Annotated in this window: 13 protein-coding genes and 1 riboswitch; of the genes, 8 read left to right on the plus strand and 5 right to left on the minus strand. The window is 70.1% G+C overall.

The features are described from left to right. Positions 1 to 3: 3 nt before the first annotated feature. Positions 4 to 112: riboswitch (TPP riboswitch) on the plus strand. Positions 113 to 191: 79 nt separating this feature from the next. Then, positions 192 to 2084 (plus strand): phosphomethylpyrimidine synthase ThiC, encoded by a 1893-nt coding sequence (gene thiC / locus ASF60_RS06580; protein WP_056182231.1) that lies wholly within the window; start codon positions 192 to 194, stop codon positions 2082 to 2084. A gap of 20 nt (positions 2085 to 2104) precedes the next feature. On the opposite strand, the gene ASF60_RS06585 is transcribed toward thiC, so the two are convergent. From ASF60_RS06585 to ASF60_RS06595, 3 genes are all read right to left on the minus strand, one after another. After that, positions 2105 to 2428 carry a TY-Chap domain-containing protein gene (locus tag ASF60_RS06585; RefSeq protein WP_056182234.1) on the minus strand — a complete coding sequence of 108 codons (324 nt, stop codon included), beginning with the start codon at positions 2426 to 2428 and terminating at the stop codon, positions 2105 to 2107. 357 nt (positions 2429 to 2785) lie between these two features. Further along, a complete protein-coding gene (locus tag ASF60_RS06590; protein ID WP_056182236.1) occupies positions 2786 to 4240 on the minus strand; it encodes a Y-family DNA polymerase in 1455 nt (484 codons plus the stop codon). Positions 4241 to 4295: 55 nt separating this feature from the next. Next, a complete protein-coding gene (locus ASF60_RS06595; RefSeq protein ID WP_244476950.1) occupies positions 4296 to 5078 on the minus strand; it encodes an ImuA family protein in 783 nt (260 codons plus the stop codon). A 336-nt stretch (positions 5079 to 5414) separates the two neighbouring features. Between ASF60_RS06595 and ASF60_RS06600 the strand changes: the two genes are divergently transcribed. The 3 genes from ASF60_RS06600 (at position 5415) to ASF60_RS06610 (ending at position 7951) form a co-directional block, all read left to right on the plus strand. Further along, positions 5415 to 6329 carry a collagen-like protein gene (locus ASF60_RS06600; RefSeq protein WP_056182241.1) on the plus strand — a complete coding sequence of 305 codons (915 nt, stop codon included), beginning with the start codon at positions 5415 to 5417 and terminating at the stop codon, positions 6327 to 6329. 144 nt (positions 6330 to 6473) lie between these two features. Beyond that, on the plus strand, positions 6474 to 7199 hold the full coding sequence (locus tag ASF60_RS06605; RefSeq protein ID WP_056182243.1) for a TerB family tellurite resistance protein: 726 nt from the start codon (positions 6474 to 6476) through the stop codon (positions 7197 to 7199). Beyond that, complete coding sequence (locus ASF60_RS06610) at positions 7196 to 7951, plus strand: N-acetylmuramoyl-L-alanine amidase (protein WP_056182245.1); 756 nt, start codon at positions 7196 to 7198, stop codon at positions 7949 to 7951. Before ASF60_RS06605 ends, ASF60_RS06610 begins: the two co-directional genes overlap by 4 nt. Positions 7952 to 8028: 77 nt before the next feature. On the opposite strand, the gene ASF60_RS06615 is transcribed toward ASF60_RS06610, so the two are convergent. Then, the gene (locus ASF60_RS06615) at positions 8029 to 9054 is read right to left on the minus strand and encodes a TerC family protein (protein ID WP_056182322.1); all 1026 of its coding nucleotides are present in this window, start codon (positions 9052 to 9054) and stop codon (positions 8029 to 8031) included. Between the two features lie 207 nt (positions 9055 to 9261). Here ASF60_RS06615 and ASF60_RS06620 point away from each other — a divergent pair, with 207 nt between their 5' ends. Next, positions 9262 to 10533 carry an NAD(P)/FAD-dependent oxidoreductase gene (locus ASF60_RS06620; RefSeq protein WP_056182248.1) on the plus strand — a complete coding sequence of 424 codons (1272 nt, stop codon included), beginning with the start codon at positions 9262 to 9264 and terminating at the stop codon, positions 10531 to 10533. An 87-nt stretch (positions 10534 to 10620) separates the two neighbouring features. Here the strand turns inward: ASF60_RS06620 and ASF60_RS06625 are convergent, their stop codons facing one another. Next, positions 10621 to 10890, minus strand: a complete 270-nt coding sequence (locus ASF60_RS06625) for a hypothetical protein (RefSeq protein ID WP_056182251.1) — start codon at positions 10888 to 10890, stop codon at positions 10621 to 10623. A 205-nt stretch (positions 10891 to 11095) separates the two neighbouring features. Here ASF60_RS06625 and ASF60_RS06630 point away from each other — a divergent pair, with 205 nt between their 5' ends. From ASF60_RS06630 to ASF60_RS06640, 3 genes are all read left to right on the plus strand, one after another. Then, the gene (locus ASF60_RS06630; RefSeq protein WP_056182254.1) at positions 11096 to 11722 is read left to right on the plus strand and encodes an urease accessory protein UreE; all 627 of its coding nucleotides are present in this window, start codon (positions 11096 to 11098) and stop codon (positions 11720 to 11722) included. A 51-nt stretch (positions 11723 to 11773) separates the two neighbouring features. After that, positions 11774 to 12802: a tRNA dihydrouridine(20/20a) synthase DusA gene (gene dusA / locus ASF60_RS06635; RefSeq protein ID WP_082507793.1), complete on the plus strand. Its 1029-nt coding sequence runs from the start codon at positions 11774 to 11776 to the stop codon at positions 12800 to 12802. Positions 12803 to 13036: 234 nt separating this feature from the next. Continuing rightward, positions 13037 to 15900 (plus strand): autotransporter family protein (locus ASF60_RS06640; protein WP_056182257.1); only part of this gene is annotated, 2864 nt, incomplete at its 3' end.

The following is a 15900-nucleotide window of genomic DNA, read 5'->3' on the forward strand; positions in this document are numbered from 1 at the left end:
TGGAACCATTCCGAGGGGGGCCCCGAGTGCGGGGGCTGAGATTGGGCGCGTCGCCCTGACCCTTGAACCTGATCCGGTTCGTACCGGCGGAGGGACGGGAATTATCAGAAGCGGCGCGTGGGTTCAGGCGTCGTCCCATCCAAACCGCCGTTCGCGAGTCCGGATCGTCTCCCACGCCAGGAGCGACCCCGATGAATGCACCCGTTCTCCCGAAAGATCTGCCGCAGGGCCAGGCGCCCGCGGTGACCACCGGCCCGATCATGGGCTCGCGCAAGGTCTATGCGGCGGTGGCCGGGCATGACGACATCCGGGTGCCGTTCCGCGAGATCACCCTGAGCGATCCGAAGGAAGCGCCGGTGCGGGTCTACGACCCGTCGGGCCCCTACACGGAGACCGATGCGGGGATCGACCTCAGCGCCGGCCTGCCACTGGTGCGCGAGCCCTGGATCGCTCGGCGTGGCTACGCCACCGTGACCCCGCGCGCGGTCAAGCCCGAGGACAACGGCTTCGTGCCCGAGGACAAGCTCGTGGCCCCGTGTCCGGCCACCCGCGAGATCCGCAAGGCCGCACCGGGCCAGATGGTGACGCAGTACGAGTTCGCCCGCGCCGGGATCATCACCGAGGAGATGATCTACGTCGCGCACCGCGAGAACCTGGCGCGCGAGACGATGCTGGAGGGCGCCCAGGCGGCGCTCAGCGACGGCAACAGCTTCGGCGCCGCCCTGCCGGCCTTCATCACGCCCGAATTCGTGCGCGACGAGGTGGCTCGCGGCCGCGCCATCATCCCGGCCAACATCAACCACCCCGAGGTTGAGCCGATGGCGATCGGCCGCAACTTCCTGGTCAAGATCAACGCCAACATCGGCAATTCGGCCGTGACCTCGTCTGCGGCCGAGGAGGTCGAGAAGCTGGTCTGGGCGACCCGCTGGGGCGCCGACACGGTGATGGACCTCTCCACCGGGCGCAACATCCACAACATCCGTTCGTGGATCGTGCGCAACTCGCCGGTTCCGATCGGCACGGTGCCGATCTACCAGGCTCTGGAGAAGGTCGGCGGCGATCCGCTGAAGCTCGACTGGGAAGTCTTCAAGGACACCCTCATCGAGCAGGCCGAGCAGGGCATCGACTACTTCACCATCCATGCGGGCGTCCGCCTCGCGCACGTGCCCCTCACCGCGCGCCGGGTCACCGGCATTGTCAGCCGCGGCGGCTCGATCATGGCGCGTTGGTGCCTTGCCAGGCACCGCGAATCGTTCCTCTACGAGCGCTTCGACGAGATCTGCGACATCATGCGGGCCTACGACGTCTCGTTCTCGCTGGGCGACGGCCTGCGCCCCGGCTCCATCGCGGATGCCAACGACGCGGCGCAGTTCGCCGAACTCGAGACTCTGGGCGAACTCACCAAGATCGCCTGGGACAAGGGCTGCCAGACCATGATCGAGGGCCCCGGCCACGTGCCGATGCACAAGATCAAGGTGAACATGGAAAAGCAGCTGGTGGAGTGCGGCGAGGCGCCGTTCTACACCCTCGGCCCGCTGACCACCGACATCGCCCCCGGCTACGACCACATCACGTCGGGCATCGGCGCCGCCATGATCGGCTGGTTCGGCTGCGCCATGCTCTGCTACGTCACCCCGAAGGAGCATCTCGGCCTGCCCAACCGCGACGACGTCAAGGAAGGCGTGATCACCTACAAGATCGCGGCCCATGCGGCAGACCTCGCCAAGGGCCACCCGGCGGCGCAGCTGCGCGACGACGCTCTCTCGCGCGCCCGGTTCGACTTCCGCTGGGAGGACCAGTTCAACCTCTCCCTCGATCCCGACACCGCCCGCGCCTATCACGACGAGACCCTGCCGAAGGACGCCCACAAGGTCGCGCATTTCTGCTCGATGTGCGGTCCGAAGTTCTGCTCGATGAAGATCACGCAGGACCTGCGCGCCGAGGTGCTGGCGATGGAGGCGGCCGGCCAGGTTCTGGGCGAGGCGACGGCCATGAGCCAGGCCGAGCGCGAGGCGGGCATGGCGGCGAAGTCGGCCGAGTTCCAGGCCGAGGGCGGCAAGCTCTACGTCGACGCGGCGGAGTAGTCCCTTCCTCCCCGGATCGGTCAGGGGCGTCTGACGGGTCCGGGGCAGGCACGAAAAGGAAGGATCGCCATCGGTGCCTTGAACGCGAGCTGGGTCTCCATCCCTACGCCGTAGGCATCGTAAAGCGCACCGAGCATGAGCTTGGCTGCGATGTCATAGTCCGGTGGTGTCCCGAGCGTGATCTCCCGGGTGTGGTTTTTCGTCTGATCGGTTTGGGTAAATCCCAACTGCCGCAGAGCCGCGTCCGAAGCGTGCGAGAGCTCGAAGCGCAGTGTCGCTGATTGAGGGCCATAAGCACCGGACGAAGCTTCGCAGAACATCTTCGTGTCCTCATCGAAGAACATGCATTGAAGAACATGCATTGCACGTAGCTCTGGTCCACTCGGGCATCGCTGACGACGAGGAACCGATCCCGAGAGGTTGAGCGCGGGCCAAGCCGGTGGATACTGCGCACCCGCTCGATGACGGCGCAGCGACGGGCTTTGATGAAGGCTGCCCGGTCGCGATCGGCTGGAGCCGCGTCGGAGGGCGGACCGGAGGCGGCCATCAGCATCGCGTAAGCGATGCAGCGGGTTCCGATTCGCCCCAAGGTGGTGAGGGTCATTCCAGCGGCTCCCGATTCCGATCGTCGGGAGAATCATCGCCCGCGCCCGTCATGCAGTCTGTAATTGCATCACGGGGCTTCTCCGCCATCTGTCATCTCAGGCGAACAGCCCGTGCACGAACCAGCGCGCCGGCGCCGGTATCGCCGGAACTTCTTCGCGATAGACCCAGAGGCGGCGGCCGGCCTCGTCCTCCACCACGTAGTAATCGCGCGTCGGGCCGGGGGCATGCCACCACTCGTCGGCGATGCGCTCCGGGCCGTCCGCATGGGCGATGCGATGGACCCGGCGGCGCCAGCGGAAGCGGTGCGGCGGCCCGTCGGGAGCCAGCGCGATGACGTCCTCGGCCGCCTCGCCCCGGCTGAGCAGCACCAGCGGGCGCGGCGGCAGGCGCGCGCGGGCTCCCGGATCGGGCCGGTCCGCCTGCGCGGGGAGGCTGGCGCGCCACGGCTCCGCGGCCTCGGCCTGCTCGGGCAGATGGGTCTGGCGAAACCCGAGCCGCATCATCCGCCGGCCGAGGCGCTGGCGCAGGGCATCGCCCAGATGCTCGGCGCCTTCACACCCGCCGGAGGCCTCCATCAGCGTCGCCTGGCGTGCCGTGATCGTGCCCGTGGCGGTGACGTCGAGACTGACGGTCTCGAAGCCGAACCCGGCATCGAGGGCCGGGCCGAGGCGGTCGAGGCGCAGGGCGAGCAGGCGTCCGATCTGGCTCGGGCAGCGTGTCGGCAGGCTCAGGCCGAGATCGAGGGTGCGCAGGATTCCATCGACGCGGGTCAGGGTCAGGCGCACGGCCCGGGCACCGAGGCCGGCCGCCTCCAGCCGGGCCCCGATGCGCTCCATCAGACCCATGGCGGTGGCCACGATGGTCTCCGGCTGCCCGATCGGTTCGAGGAAGCCGCGCACCGCCTGGAATTCCCGGGGGTCCTCGGCGGTGACCAGGGGGTCGGGCCGGTGTCCGAGGGCCTGATCGAGGCGCAGCAGCAGGGTTTCGCCGAAGCGTCGGGCCAGCGGTGCCCGGGGCGCCGTGGCGAGGTCGCCGATCCGGCGCAGGCCGAGGCGGGCCAACGCCTGCGCCATGGCCGCATCGAGGCGCAGGGCCGAGACGGGCAGGGCGTGCAGGGCCTCCGCGTTGCAGCCCGGAGCCACGAATCCGCCTCCGCCATGGCGCGCCAGGGCGAAGGCGCAGGCCGGCGTATCGGCGAGCGCGATGCGGGCCGCGATGTCGCGCGTCGACAAACGCCGGGCGAGGTCGTCCATCAGCGCGGCTTCGCCGCCGAACAGGTGGCTCGCCCCCGCGATGTCGAGGAAGAACCCGTCGCCGCCCTCCGCCGGGCCGTAGGGGGCGACGACGGGCGTGTAGCGCTTGGCCCAGAGGCACAGGCGGTGCAGCGCGGCGGCATCGGCCTCCGGATCGGCCGGATGGACGGCGACCGGCGTCCCGATCCGGGCGCGGGCCCGGGCCAGGGTTTCGCCGGGCGCGAGGCCGAGCGCGCGGGCGGCCGCGTCCACCGCCACCAGGCGCAAGCCGTTGGCCTCCATGGCGGCCACGACCATCGGGCCGCCTTCGCCGGTCCCGCCTTCGCCAGGGCCACCTTCATTTGGGCCGCCATCAGCCCGAGCGCTGGGCGCGTCGTTCGCCGAGGATGCCGCCTGGGCCCGCCTCAGCCGCGTGATCGGCCAATGCTCCAGCCAGACCGAAACGATGCGCGGCATGATCCCACTCCAGAAGCCAATGTCCGGTCCGTCCGTTGCGGCTCCGGTCGAGCGTCACCTGCCAGCACGGCCGCTCGATGCAGCCGAAGCGGTCGCGCAGGGCCTTGCCGGCGGCGACCCGCCAGCGCGTCGCCGCCACGTTGGGGCTGTCCGCCTCCGGTGGCCTCAGCACGAGGAGCAGCAGGTCGGTGCGGGCCGCCGCGAGATGGAGCCGGCGGCTCTGGGCGAGAGGCAAGGCGGCATCGATGAGGCCCGCCACCGCCGCCAACCCCTGCGCGCGCAGGGATTCCTCGAGCGCCCGGTAGGCGTCGCCGTCGCTCGCCACGTCGAACAGCAGCAGGCGGCCGGGATCGAGGCCGAGCCCGGCCAGCCCATGCCCGTAGGGAAGGGGGTGCCCCCGGCCCACCACCAGCAGGGCCTCGCCGCGCACCCGGGCGAGGTGGCGCGCCACCAGCGCGAGGGCGAAGCCCAGCGCCGCCGGTTCGTCGCCCGCCTGCGCCGGGGCGATCTCGTGCAACTGCCCAAGGGCGAGGCCGCCCTGGGCGAGGCGTGTATCGACGTCGTGGATGCCGAGAGGCAAGGCCCCCCGGAGGACGGACGTACCCCCGCGATCGGCCACGAGGGCGCGCAGGGCGGCCAGATCCAGGGGCGCCAGATCCAGGGGTACACTCGAACTCAAAACATCCGGACCCGAAGCATCCGGGCTCGAGGCGTCCGAATCTGGCGCATTCGCCGATGACGTCTCGGTCTCCGCGTCGGGAGGGTCTTCAGGGCTCTGTCTCATCGGCTCCGTTCCATCCCGCTACGCTAAGAACAAAACAGGAACGCACTCAATCGGTTTCCGGGGGGATTCAGAATTTCGCTCGTGCTCAGGGACTTGGCCTGTGGACGGCTGTGGATGCCTGTGGATGGCGGTCTCCGGGCCGGCCGATCCGCCACGCTTGACCCTGTGGCGAGGGCAGGGCAGCACTCCTCACCTGCCGCGCAGAAGACGCGGATCAGCCGGGAGAACTCCATGCGTCTCGCTCGTGCCCTCGTGATCCTGTCGGGCCTGATCACCGTCGCGGGCGGCCTGCCCGCTGCCGCGCAGACGGCGGCCCAGCCCAGGAGCGAGGCGGCCAGAACGCGCCGGCCCCAGGCCGTGTCGCAGCCGATCCAGGTCTACGATGCCCGTTTCGAGAACGGGGACCTGCGCATCTCCGGCAGCGTGCGCAAGCCGGGCACCGTGGTGGTGCTCGACGAAGACATCTCGATCATCGCCGACAGCCGGGGCCGGTTCGTGTTCCGCCTGCCCTACGTGCCCACCAACTGCATCGCTACCCTGAAGGCGGGCGAGGACGAGCGCGAGGCGGTGATCGCCAATTGCGGCCCGGCCGGCCAGCCCGGCCCGAAGGGCGAGACGGGGCAGAAGGGTGACACGGGCGACAAGGGCGAGACCGGCCCCGCCGGACCGCAGGGTGTCGCCGGACTGCCCGGTCCCCAGGGGCCGAAGGGCGAACCGGGCGCCAAGGGCGAGACCGGTGCGAAGGGCGAGACCGGTCACAAGGGTGAGGCGGGACCCAAGGGTGAGGCGGGACCCAAGGGCGAGGCCGGCCTTAAGGGAGAGGCGGGTCCGAAGGGCGAACCGGGCGCGAAGGGCGAACCGGGCCAGAAGGGATCGGCTGGCGAGCGCGGCCCGGCGGGTCCGAAGGGCGAAGCCGGTCAGGCCGCCCTCGCGGCCGCCGCACCCGCTTCCCCGTTCCGGGTCGTGCGCCAGGACACCTGCCCGGCGACGGGCTGCGCGATCACCTGCGAGGGCACCGAGATCCTGGCTTCGGCACTCTGCTTGAAGGGCGGCAGCGCCATCGTGACGGCGGGCGCCGACGGAACCTTGAGTGCCGCCTGCCCCAGCGAGAGCCAGGGTCTCGTCGGCCTCTGCGCCCGACGCTGAGGCGCCTCTCGCCTATCGCCGAACCGAAGCCGTCCGGTGTAAGGACGCGCTTCGTTTCGCGCCGATATCGATTCTGCCCTTGTCGATCCCCCTCATGCCGCTTGCCCGTTCCAGCATCCATCCCAGCCCCCGCGAGGCCATCCGATGAGCCTTGGGATCTGGGGCAAGCTCGGCGGCACCGGAATCGGCCTCGCCATCGGCGGCCCCCTCGGCGGCCTCGTCGGCGGGGTCGCCGGGCACTTCCTGGTCGACCGCGAGGGCGCGCTGTTCGGCACCACGCCCCGCGACGTGGTGTTCACCACGGGCCTGGTGGCGCTCGCCGCCAAGATGGCGAAGTCCGACGGCGTGGTGACGCCGGCCGAGGTCGAGGCCTTCGCCAAGGTGGTGCAGGTGGACGAGCGGGCCCGGCCCGGCGTGCAGCGCCTGTTCGATCTCGCCAAGGGGACTTCGAACGGCTTCGAGGCCTATGCCCGCCAGCTGGCCACCACCTTCCGTGACGAGCCGGCCCTGCTGGAGGACGTGCTCGACGGCCTGTTTCACATCGCCAAGGCGGACGGCGCCATCCACGAGGCGGAGGAGCGCTACCTGCGCGCGGTGGCGGAGACCTTCGGCTACGACGAGGCCGCGTTCCGGCGCATCGCCGCCCGGCATGTGCGCCTGTCCGACGACCCCTACCTGGTGCTGGGTCTCGATCACGACGTCGACGATGCCGCCCTGAAGGCGGCGCACCGCGCCCTGGTGGTGGAGAACCACCCGGACCGCGCCATCGCCCGCGGCCTGCCGCCGGAGGCGGTGGCCATCGCCACCCGCCGGCTCGCGGCCATCAATGCCGCCTATGACCGGATCACCGCCGAGCGGGGCCTGCCATGAAACCCACCCCCGAGAGCCCCATCGCCACCAGCGTCCACCCTTCGCCGAACCACGGTGAGCGCCGGGCCGGCCCGATCGACCTGCTGATCCTGCACTACACCGGCATGGACAGCGCGGCCGCCGCCCTGCAACGCCTCGCCAACCCGGTGGCGGAGGTCTCGGCCCATTACGTGGTGCTGGAGGACGGCCGCGTGGTGCAGATGGTGCCCGAGGGGCGACGGGCCTGGCATGCGGGCCAGGGCTCCTGGGGGGGAATCACGGATATCAATTCGCGCTCGCTCGGCATCGAGATCGTCAACGGAGGCCATGCGGGCGGGCTGCCCGCTTATCCCCCGGCGCAGATCGAGGCGGTGATCGCCCTCTGCCGCGATCTCACCCAGCGCTGGAACCTCGCCCCGCACCGGATTCTTGCCCATTCCGACGTCGCGCCCGAGCGCAAGGAAGATCCGGGCGAGCATTTCCCGTGGGAGACCCTGGCCCGCGCCGGCATCGGCCACTGGGTGGCGCCGGCCCCGATCCGCGACGGACGCTTCTTCGCGCAGGGGGATGCGGGGCCGCCGATCGAGGCGCTGCAGGCGATGTTCGCCCTCTACGGCTACGACCTGCCGGTGAGCGCCACCTTCGACGCGCGCATGGGTGCGGTGGTGACGGCGTTCCAGCGCCACTTCCGCCCGGCCCGCGTCGACGGCGTGGCGGATGCCTCCACGATCACGACGCTGCGGGACCTGATCGCGGCCCTACCGGGGCGGTAGCGCACCCGGATGCGCAACCCTCCCCCTCTGCGGGGAGAGGGAAGAGCCGGCGTGAAACTCCAGGCACAGGTCGCCGCTCACGCGCGGTGCTGCGCCGCCTCGCCGCCCTGCGCCTGCATATCCTCCGCAACGGTGCCGCGGGTGCGCCAGAGGCTGTAGCTGACGCCGGCCACCAGGAACACGATGGTCACCGCGAGCGAGACCCACGGCGGCACGTGGACGAGGTCGAAGGTATCGGCCACCACGATCTTTCCGCCGATGAAGATCAAGATGAAGGCCAAAGCCGTCTTGAGATAGGCGAAGCGATCCACCATCGCGGCAAGCGCGAAGTAGAGCGCGCGCAGGCCCAGGATCGCGAAGATGTTGGAGGTGTAGACCACGAAGGTGTCGGTGGTGATGGCGAAGATCGCCGGCACGCTGTCGACGGCGAAGATCACGTCGGCGCCGTTCACCAGGATCAGCGCCAGGGCCAGCGGGGTCAGCCAGAGGGCTGTCTTGCCAGTCTTCGGGTCGGGTTTGCGCACGAAGAAGTGCTGCCCGTGCAGCTCGGGCGTGATCCGCAGGACCCGCTGCAGGAACCGGACGGCCCGGTTCTCGCGGATGTCGCCCGGCTCCTCGTCCTTCGAGAACAGCATCTTGAGGCCGGCGAAGATCAGGAAGGCGGCGAAGATCGACAGCACCCAGGCAGCCTGGTGCACGAGGGCCGCGCCGAGGCCGATCATCAACCCGCGCAGCAGCACGGCCGCCAGGATGCCCCAGACCAGGACCCGGTGCTGGGCGGCGCGCGGGATGCCGAGCGCGGTCAGGATGACGGCGATCACGAAGACGTTGTCCATCGACAGCGACTTCTCGACCACGAGGCCGGCCACGTATTCCTGCCCGGCCTGCGGACCGAGAAACCACCAGACCCACCCGCCGAAGATCATCCCGAGGGTGAAGTAGAACAGCGTCAGGAGCAGGCTCTCCTTCACGCCGATTTCGTGGTTCTTGTCGCGGTGCAGGAGCCCGAGATCAAAGGCCAGCAGCCCGGCCACGAGGGCGTGGAACCCAAGCCACATCCATACGGGCTTGCCGAGCCAGTCGTAATACAGAAAATCAACCATGACGCAGGACCGTCGATGCTTCTTGAGGAGAGAAAGCATCGGCTCCGACATCACGGAATGCATCATGCAGCATCCCGCCAGAGGGGCCCGCAGCCGATGAGGCGCAGTTGGGACTCGCCCGATGGCGAATCAAGGGCGAAGACCGGCTACGTTTGAGAAGACCGGCTACGCTTGACAGGCGTGCCGCGCGACGGCTTCCCAGAACGCATGACTGAGATTGAACGGAGCGGCCCGAACACGTGTGAACCGCAGCCCTGCGATCCGAAGGCCCGTGGCCCTGCCGTGATCGGCGGCGGCCCGGCCGGTCTTGCGGCAGCGGAGGTGCTGGCGCAGGCCGGGCATGCCGTGACCCTGTACGACCGCATGCCGAGCGTCGGCCGCAAGTTCCTCATCGCCGGGCGCGGCGGGCTCAACCTGACCCATTCCGAAGCGCTGCCGGCCTTCCTGGCGCGCTACCACCCGGAGGGCGGCACCCTGGCCGGGGCCATCACGGCATTCCCGCCGGACGCCCTGCGCGGCTGGTGCGACGACCTCGGCCAGCCGACCTTCGTCGGATCGAGCGGCCGCGTCTTTCCGGAGCGCTTCAAGGCTTCGCCCCTGCTGCGCGCCTGGCTGCAACGCCTCGAAGGCCTGGGTGTCCGCATTCGGACCCGCCACCGGTTCACCGGCTGGGCGGCCTCGGGCGGCCCGGTCTTCGAGACGCCGGAGGGCCGGATCGAGACCGCCCACCGCCCGGTGCTCCTGGCGCTCGGAGGCGCGAGCTGGCCCCGCCTCGGCTCGGACGGGACCTGGGTGCCGCTCCTCGAAGGCGAGGGCGTCGCGGTGGCGCCGCTGAAGCCCGCCAATGTCGGCTTCACCGTGCCCTGGACGCCGGTCTTTGCCGAGCGCTTCGCCGGGACGCCTCTCAAGCGCATCGCTCTCGCGATCGACGGCACTTCGGTTCGCGGCGAGGCCGTGATCAGCGCCGACGGGATCGAGGGCGGGGCAATTTATGCCCTCTCGCGCATTCTCCGGGCGGCGACGGAACGGGGCGACGCCGTAATGCACCTGGATCTGCGCCCCGATCTCGCTGCGGCCACCCTGGCGAAATCCCTGCGCGATCCGAAGCCCGGGCTGTCGCTCGCCAACCGCCTGCGGAAGGATGCGGCCCTGCCGCCGGTGGGCATCGGCCTCCTGCGCGAGGCCGCCCATCCGCTACCCGTCACCGCCGAGGCGCTGGCGGCGCTGATCAAGGCGGTGCCGATCCGCCTCCTGGCTCCGCGCGGGCTCGACCGGGCGATCTCGACGGCAGGCGGTGTGGATGGTCGAGAACTCGACGCACGCTTCATGCTGGCGCGGCGGCCCGGCACCTTCGTGGCCGGCGAGATGCTGGATTGGGAGGCGCCCACGGGCGGATACCTGCTCCAGGGTGCCTTCGCCTCCGGCCGCGCGGCGGCCGAGGGCATGCTGGCCTGGATGGCGGCCCGGACAGAGGCATGAGACAGACGCATGAAAAAGGCTCCCTCTCGGGGGAGAGGGAGCCTCGCGGTCCGGCGCAGGCCTGAGGGCCGTACGGGTTTTGGGGTCTCAGCGGCAGTACACGTCGCCGTAGGCGTCGCGGTAGGTGCCGTAGGGGCAGCGGGGAGCCGTGGAGGCGCCCACGATGGCGCCGCCGGCGCCGCCGATGGCCGCACCCGCGAGCGCACCACCGGCGCGGCCGGTGGCGGCTCCGCCGATGGCGGCACCCGCGAGGGCGCCGAGGCCGGCGCCGCCAAGGGCGCGATCCTGCGGCGTGTTGCAGGCGCCGAGCGAGAGGGCGAGGGCGCCCGCGAAGGTGGCAGCGATGAGCTTCTTCATGGTTCCGAGACTCCCTTGTGCGTCGTGACCCGGCCTTCGGCCGTGATGTTCGTGCCGCCCGAGCTTAAGCATTCCACCTCAGAAATGCACCCCGTACGGCTAAGGTTCCGGCCCGCCTTTCCGTTTGGTGAAAAAACCCTCTAGTGATGCGGCCTTCAGGACCCATCGGGGCGGTGCCGGCCACCCCTTCCGACGCGAGGAAATCATGCAGCGCGCCACCGCCATCGTCCGCAAGGTCGCCGTCCGCGCCGATGCGATCGTCGACACGATCGTGCTCGATCACGCCGCCCGGCAGGCCCCGCCGGAGAGCCTGACGGCGGAGGGTGGCCTGAGCCTTACCCTCGCGCTGGCCAAGGCGGCCGCCTTCGAGGACGGCGATGCTCTGCGCCTGGAGGACGGCCGTCTCGTCGCCATCCGGGCCGCGGGGGAGCCGCTCCTCGAAGTCCGCGCCGAGAACCCGGCCCGGCTCCTGCGCCTCGCCTGGCAGCTCGGCGGAAGCCATGTCCCGGCCGAGATCGCGGCCGACGTGCTCTACGTGCCCCGCAGCGCTGCCGAACTGGTGCGCGGCCAAGGCTGCGCCGCCACCCAGGTGACCCGCGCCTTCAAGCCCGAGCGCGCTGCCCACGACCACAGCCAGTGCGGCCATGATCATCATGCGCATGATCACCACGCGCACGAACACCACGATCATGCCCATCACGATCACGATCACGGCCATTCCCATACGGGGCATGACCATGCGCACGACCACTCCCATGCGGTGCATGACCATGCGCACGACCACGGCGCCCCCGGCCATGTGCACGGGCCGGACTGCAAGCACGACCACTGAGCGGGCCGGCCCCGCGTTGAAGCTCCGGGCGCGGACGGTTATGTCCGGCTCATGATCGCCCGCGACCTCCGCTTTTCCATCGCGCCCATGATGGACTGGACCGACCGTTACTGTCGGGCCTTTCACCGCACGCTGTCGCGGCGGGCGCGCCTCTATACCGAGATGGTCACCACCGGGGCGGTCATCCATGGCCCGCGCGACCGGCTGCTCGGTTTCGACGCGATGGAGCATCCGGTGGCGGTGCAACTCGGCGGATCGAACCCGGCCGACCTCGCGCATGCCGCCCGCATCGCCGAGGGCTTCGGCTACGACGAGGTCAACCTCAATGTCGGCTGCCCGTCCGACCGGGTTCAGGACGGGCGCTTCGGCGCCTGCCTGATGCGTGAGCCCGCCGTGGTGGCCGCGTGCGTCGCCGCCATGAAGGCGGCGGTGTCGGTGCCGGTTACGGTGAAGTGCCGCATCGGCGTCGACGACCAGGACACCGAGCAGGCCCTCGATGCCCTGGCGGAAGCGGTGATCGCGGCCGGCGTCGACGGCCTCGTGGTGCATGCCCGCAAGGCCTGGCTCCAGGGCCTGTCACCCAAGGAAAATCGCGACGTGCCGCCCCTCGACTATCCGCGGGTGGCGCGGCTGAAGCGGGCCCACCCCGCCCTGCCCATCGCCATCAATGGCGGCATCGCCACCATCGCCGACGCGCGGTCCCATCTCGCGGAGGTGGACGGCGTGATGATCGGTCGGGCCGCCTACAGCGATCCGGCGATCCTCCTCGACGTCGATCCGGTCCTGTTCGACGAGGCCGCGCCGGCCGCCGACCCGTTCGCCGCGATCGCGGCCTTCGAGCCCATCCTCGCCGGATTCCTGCAGGACGGCACGCGCCTGCATGCGGTGACGCGGCACATGCTCGGCCTGTTCAACGGCCGCCCGGGCGCGCGCGCCTATCGCCGGCACCTCTCGACCTTCGGACTCCAGCCCGAAGCCGGGCTCGCGACCCTCCGGGACGCGGTCGAGCAGGTCTCCCGCGAAAGTCGGTCCCTCGATCTGGCCATTCCGGACAAGGACAGGGCACAGGATGCCGCCTGAATCTCGTGGCCCAGATTTTTCAAGACAAAGAGGCGGATTATTATCTGCTCGCGCGTAATGTAGTTGATATATCAAAGTTGTTGCTGATTCAGCACGGCGGATATCAGCTTAAAATATGACATCATTATGAACAAGTTGGAGATGTAGTTTTCGCTATTCAAACCATCGATCCGATGAACGGATTCGCGGGGGCGAATAATGCGACTTCAAAACAGTGTTTCGCGTGCGGCCATCATGCTTGCGGCCACGGGGCTAGCCTCGGCGCAGGCACAGACAGCCAATATCACGCCGTCCAATGCCAATGTGGTGAACCTGCTCGCACCGTTCCTGTCCCTGAATGCCAGTGCGATCGGCCAGGCGACATTGCAGGACAACCTCTCGCAAGCCATCGCCGTCAACAACCGGTCGACGCCGGACCAGCGCGCCCTGGCCATCAGCGGCAAGGCCCTGCCGGGCGCCGCCCCCTTCCTCGGCTCGATCACCCTGGTCGACGGATCCGTGGTGAAGCTCGGACCGGCCGACAATCTGGCCGGTGGCCTCCCGCTCCAAGCCATCCAGAGTAATCCGGGAATGCCGGGCACGATTCACCCGATACAGCCGGTGGGCGGGTACGGCCCGGTGCTGGGTCCGCTCTATCAGCAGGGCATCCGCGCCAGCACGGATACGACGGGACCGCTGGCTCGGACATTTGATTTCTTGAACCGAGCCTACAAGTTCACCAGCTCCGATCTTGGCGTTGCGAAGAACTACTTTGCCAACGGTGCGGCCACCAACCCGAGCGTGACGCCAGCCGGCTATGTTGCGATCCCGGCGGTGGCGCCCGCCGGCTACACGCTGCCCCGCTTCAACGGGTTGCCCAACACGACGACGAGCGTCCTCGATATCGCCGCCGGCGTGACCAACACGCAGGCCGGACAGGACGTGTACGGAAGTTCGCGCCCGGTTCAGGTCCGTCCGAAAGGTATCGACCAGTTCGATCCGACCTCGATCAACGGCCTGACCACCAACCCTTCGTTCCCGAGCGGCCACACCAACTACGGCATCACCGATTCGATTTTGCTCGGCATGCTGACGCCGTCGCTCTACCAGAGCATGCTCATGCGCGGCTCGGAGTTCGGTGACAGCCGCATCGTACTCGGCGTCCATTATCCGCTCGACATCATCGGGAGCCGCGCCTTCTCGGCCTACAATCTCGCGCAGGCCTTCACCAATCCGGCCTATATCGACAATGCCGCCACCACCGGCACGGCAATCAACCTGACATCGCTCTTCACCCAGGCCCAGGGTGAACTCCAGAGCTACCTGTCGGCCGGCTGCGGCGCCGCCGTCGCGACCTGCGCCACGAGCGCGGCTAACATGGGGGCCAACCCCTATCTCCCGTCCGCCGCCAATCAGGCCTTGTACCAGTCGCGCCTGACCTATGGTTTGCCGACACTCACCTTCGCCGAGGCGCCGCGCGAAGCCGCGCCTGCCGGCGGGCCGGATGCCGCCATTCTGCTTGCGCCTTTGTATGGCGGTAGCAGCAGCGCGGCTGCGCAGATCGCGCCCAAAGGCGGCCTCTATGGCTCGCTCCAGGACAGCACGATCAATCAGATCATCGTCAATACCGAGACCAACGCGCTCAGCGCCTTCTACGGAATGCCACTGAGCTACTGGGCGCGCATCGACCTCTACAGCGCCGCCGGCTACTTCCAGAACGTCGTCGGCATGCTGTCCATGGCCGCGAGCGACCGCGTCGCCACCGACGTCACCATCGGCCAGACCGGGGCCCTCTACGCCAACGGCACCATCGCGGGGACCGTCACGGTGGGCACGGGCGGCCTTCTCGGCGGCACCGGCACGATCGGCGGCCTCGCGGTTCAGGCCGGCGCCGTGGTGGCGCCGGGCAATTCCATCGGCACCCTGACCGTCGCCGGCAACGCCGCCTTCGCGGCCGGCACGACCCTCCGGGTCGAGGCCGACGCCGACGGCCGGGCCGACCGCCTCGCCGTGGCCGGCACCGCGACGCTGGCGGGCGGCACCGTGCAGGTGCTGGCGGCCGATGGCGCCTACGCTCCGCGCACCCGCTACACCGTCCTGACCGCCGCCAACGGCGTGCAGGGCCGGTTCGCCGGGGTCAGCGCCAACTTCGCCTTCCTGACGCCGACCCTCGGCTACGGCGCGAACGCGGTCGACCTGACCCTGACCCGCAACGACGTGGCCTTCTCCACCATCGCCCAGACCCGCAACCAGGGCGGCGTCGCCGACGCCATCCAGGCGGCGGGGGCCGGCAGCGCCCTCTACGGCCGCACCGTCGGCCTGAGCACGCCCGAGGCCCGGGCCGCCTTCGGGGCGCTCACCGGCGACATCCACGCCAGCGCCACCGCCGCCCAGTTCGAGACCGCCTTCTTCGTGCGCGAGGCCATCCTCGACCGCCTGCGCTGGGGGCCGGCCCCGGGCGCGGACGAGGCCGAGGATTACGGCGCCCTGCCGGCGACCTATAGCGCCGACCTGCCGGGCCGGGCCGCCCCCGTGGTGCCGGTGCCCATGCGGGTGCTCGACCCGCGGGTGTTCGGGCTCTGGGGCCAGGGCTTCGGCAGCTTCGGCCAGGCCCGCGGCGACGGCAACGCCGCCGCCCTCGCCCGCCAGACCTCCGGCTTCGTGCTCGGCGCCGATGTCCGCCTCGAGACCGGCTTCCGCCTCGGGTGCACCGGCGGCTACACCGTCACCAGCCTCGACAGCGCCGGGCGCCTGTCCTCCGGCACGATCCAGAGCGGCTTGGGCGGCGTCTATGGCGGCTTCGAGCGTGGGCCCTTCGCCCTGCGCCTCGGCGCGGTCTATGCCGACCAGGCGAGCCGCCTGCGCCGGAGCGTCACCTTCGCGGGCTTCTCCGACAGCGACACGGCCCGCTACGGCGGCTCCGCCGTGCAGGGCTTCGGCGAGATCGGCTACCGGTTCGTGATGGCGGCGGCCCCGGCGCCTGCGCTCCAGCCGACCTCCCTCGAGCCCTTCGTGGGCGGCGCCTACGTGTCGATCGGGCGCGACCGCTTCGCCGAGACGGGCGGGCTCGCGGCCCTGAGCGGCGCGGCCCAGACCACCGAGGTGGCGACCTCGACGGT

This window comes from Methylobacterium sp. Leaf113, from assembly GCF_001423325.1.
GTDB lineage: Bacteria > Pseudomonadota > Alphaproteobacteria > Rhizobiales > Beijerinckiaceae > Methylobacterium.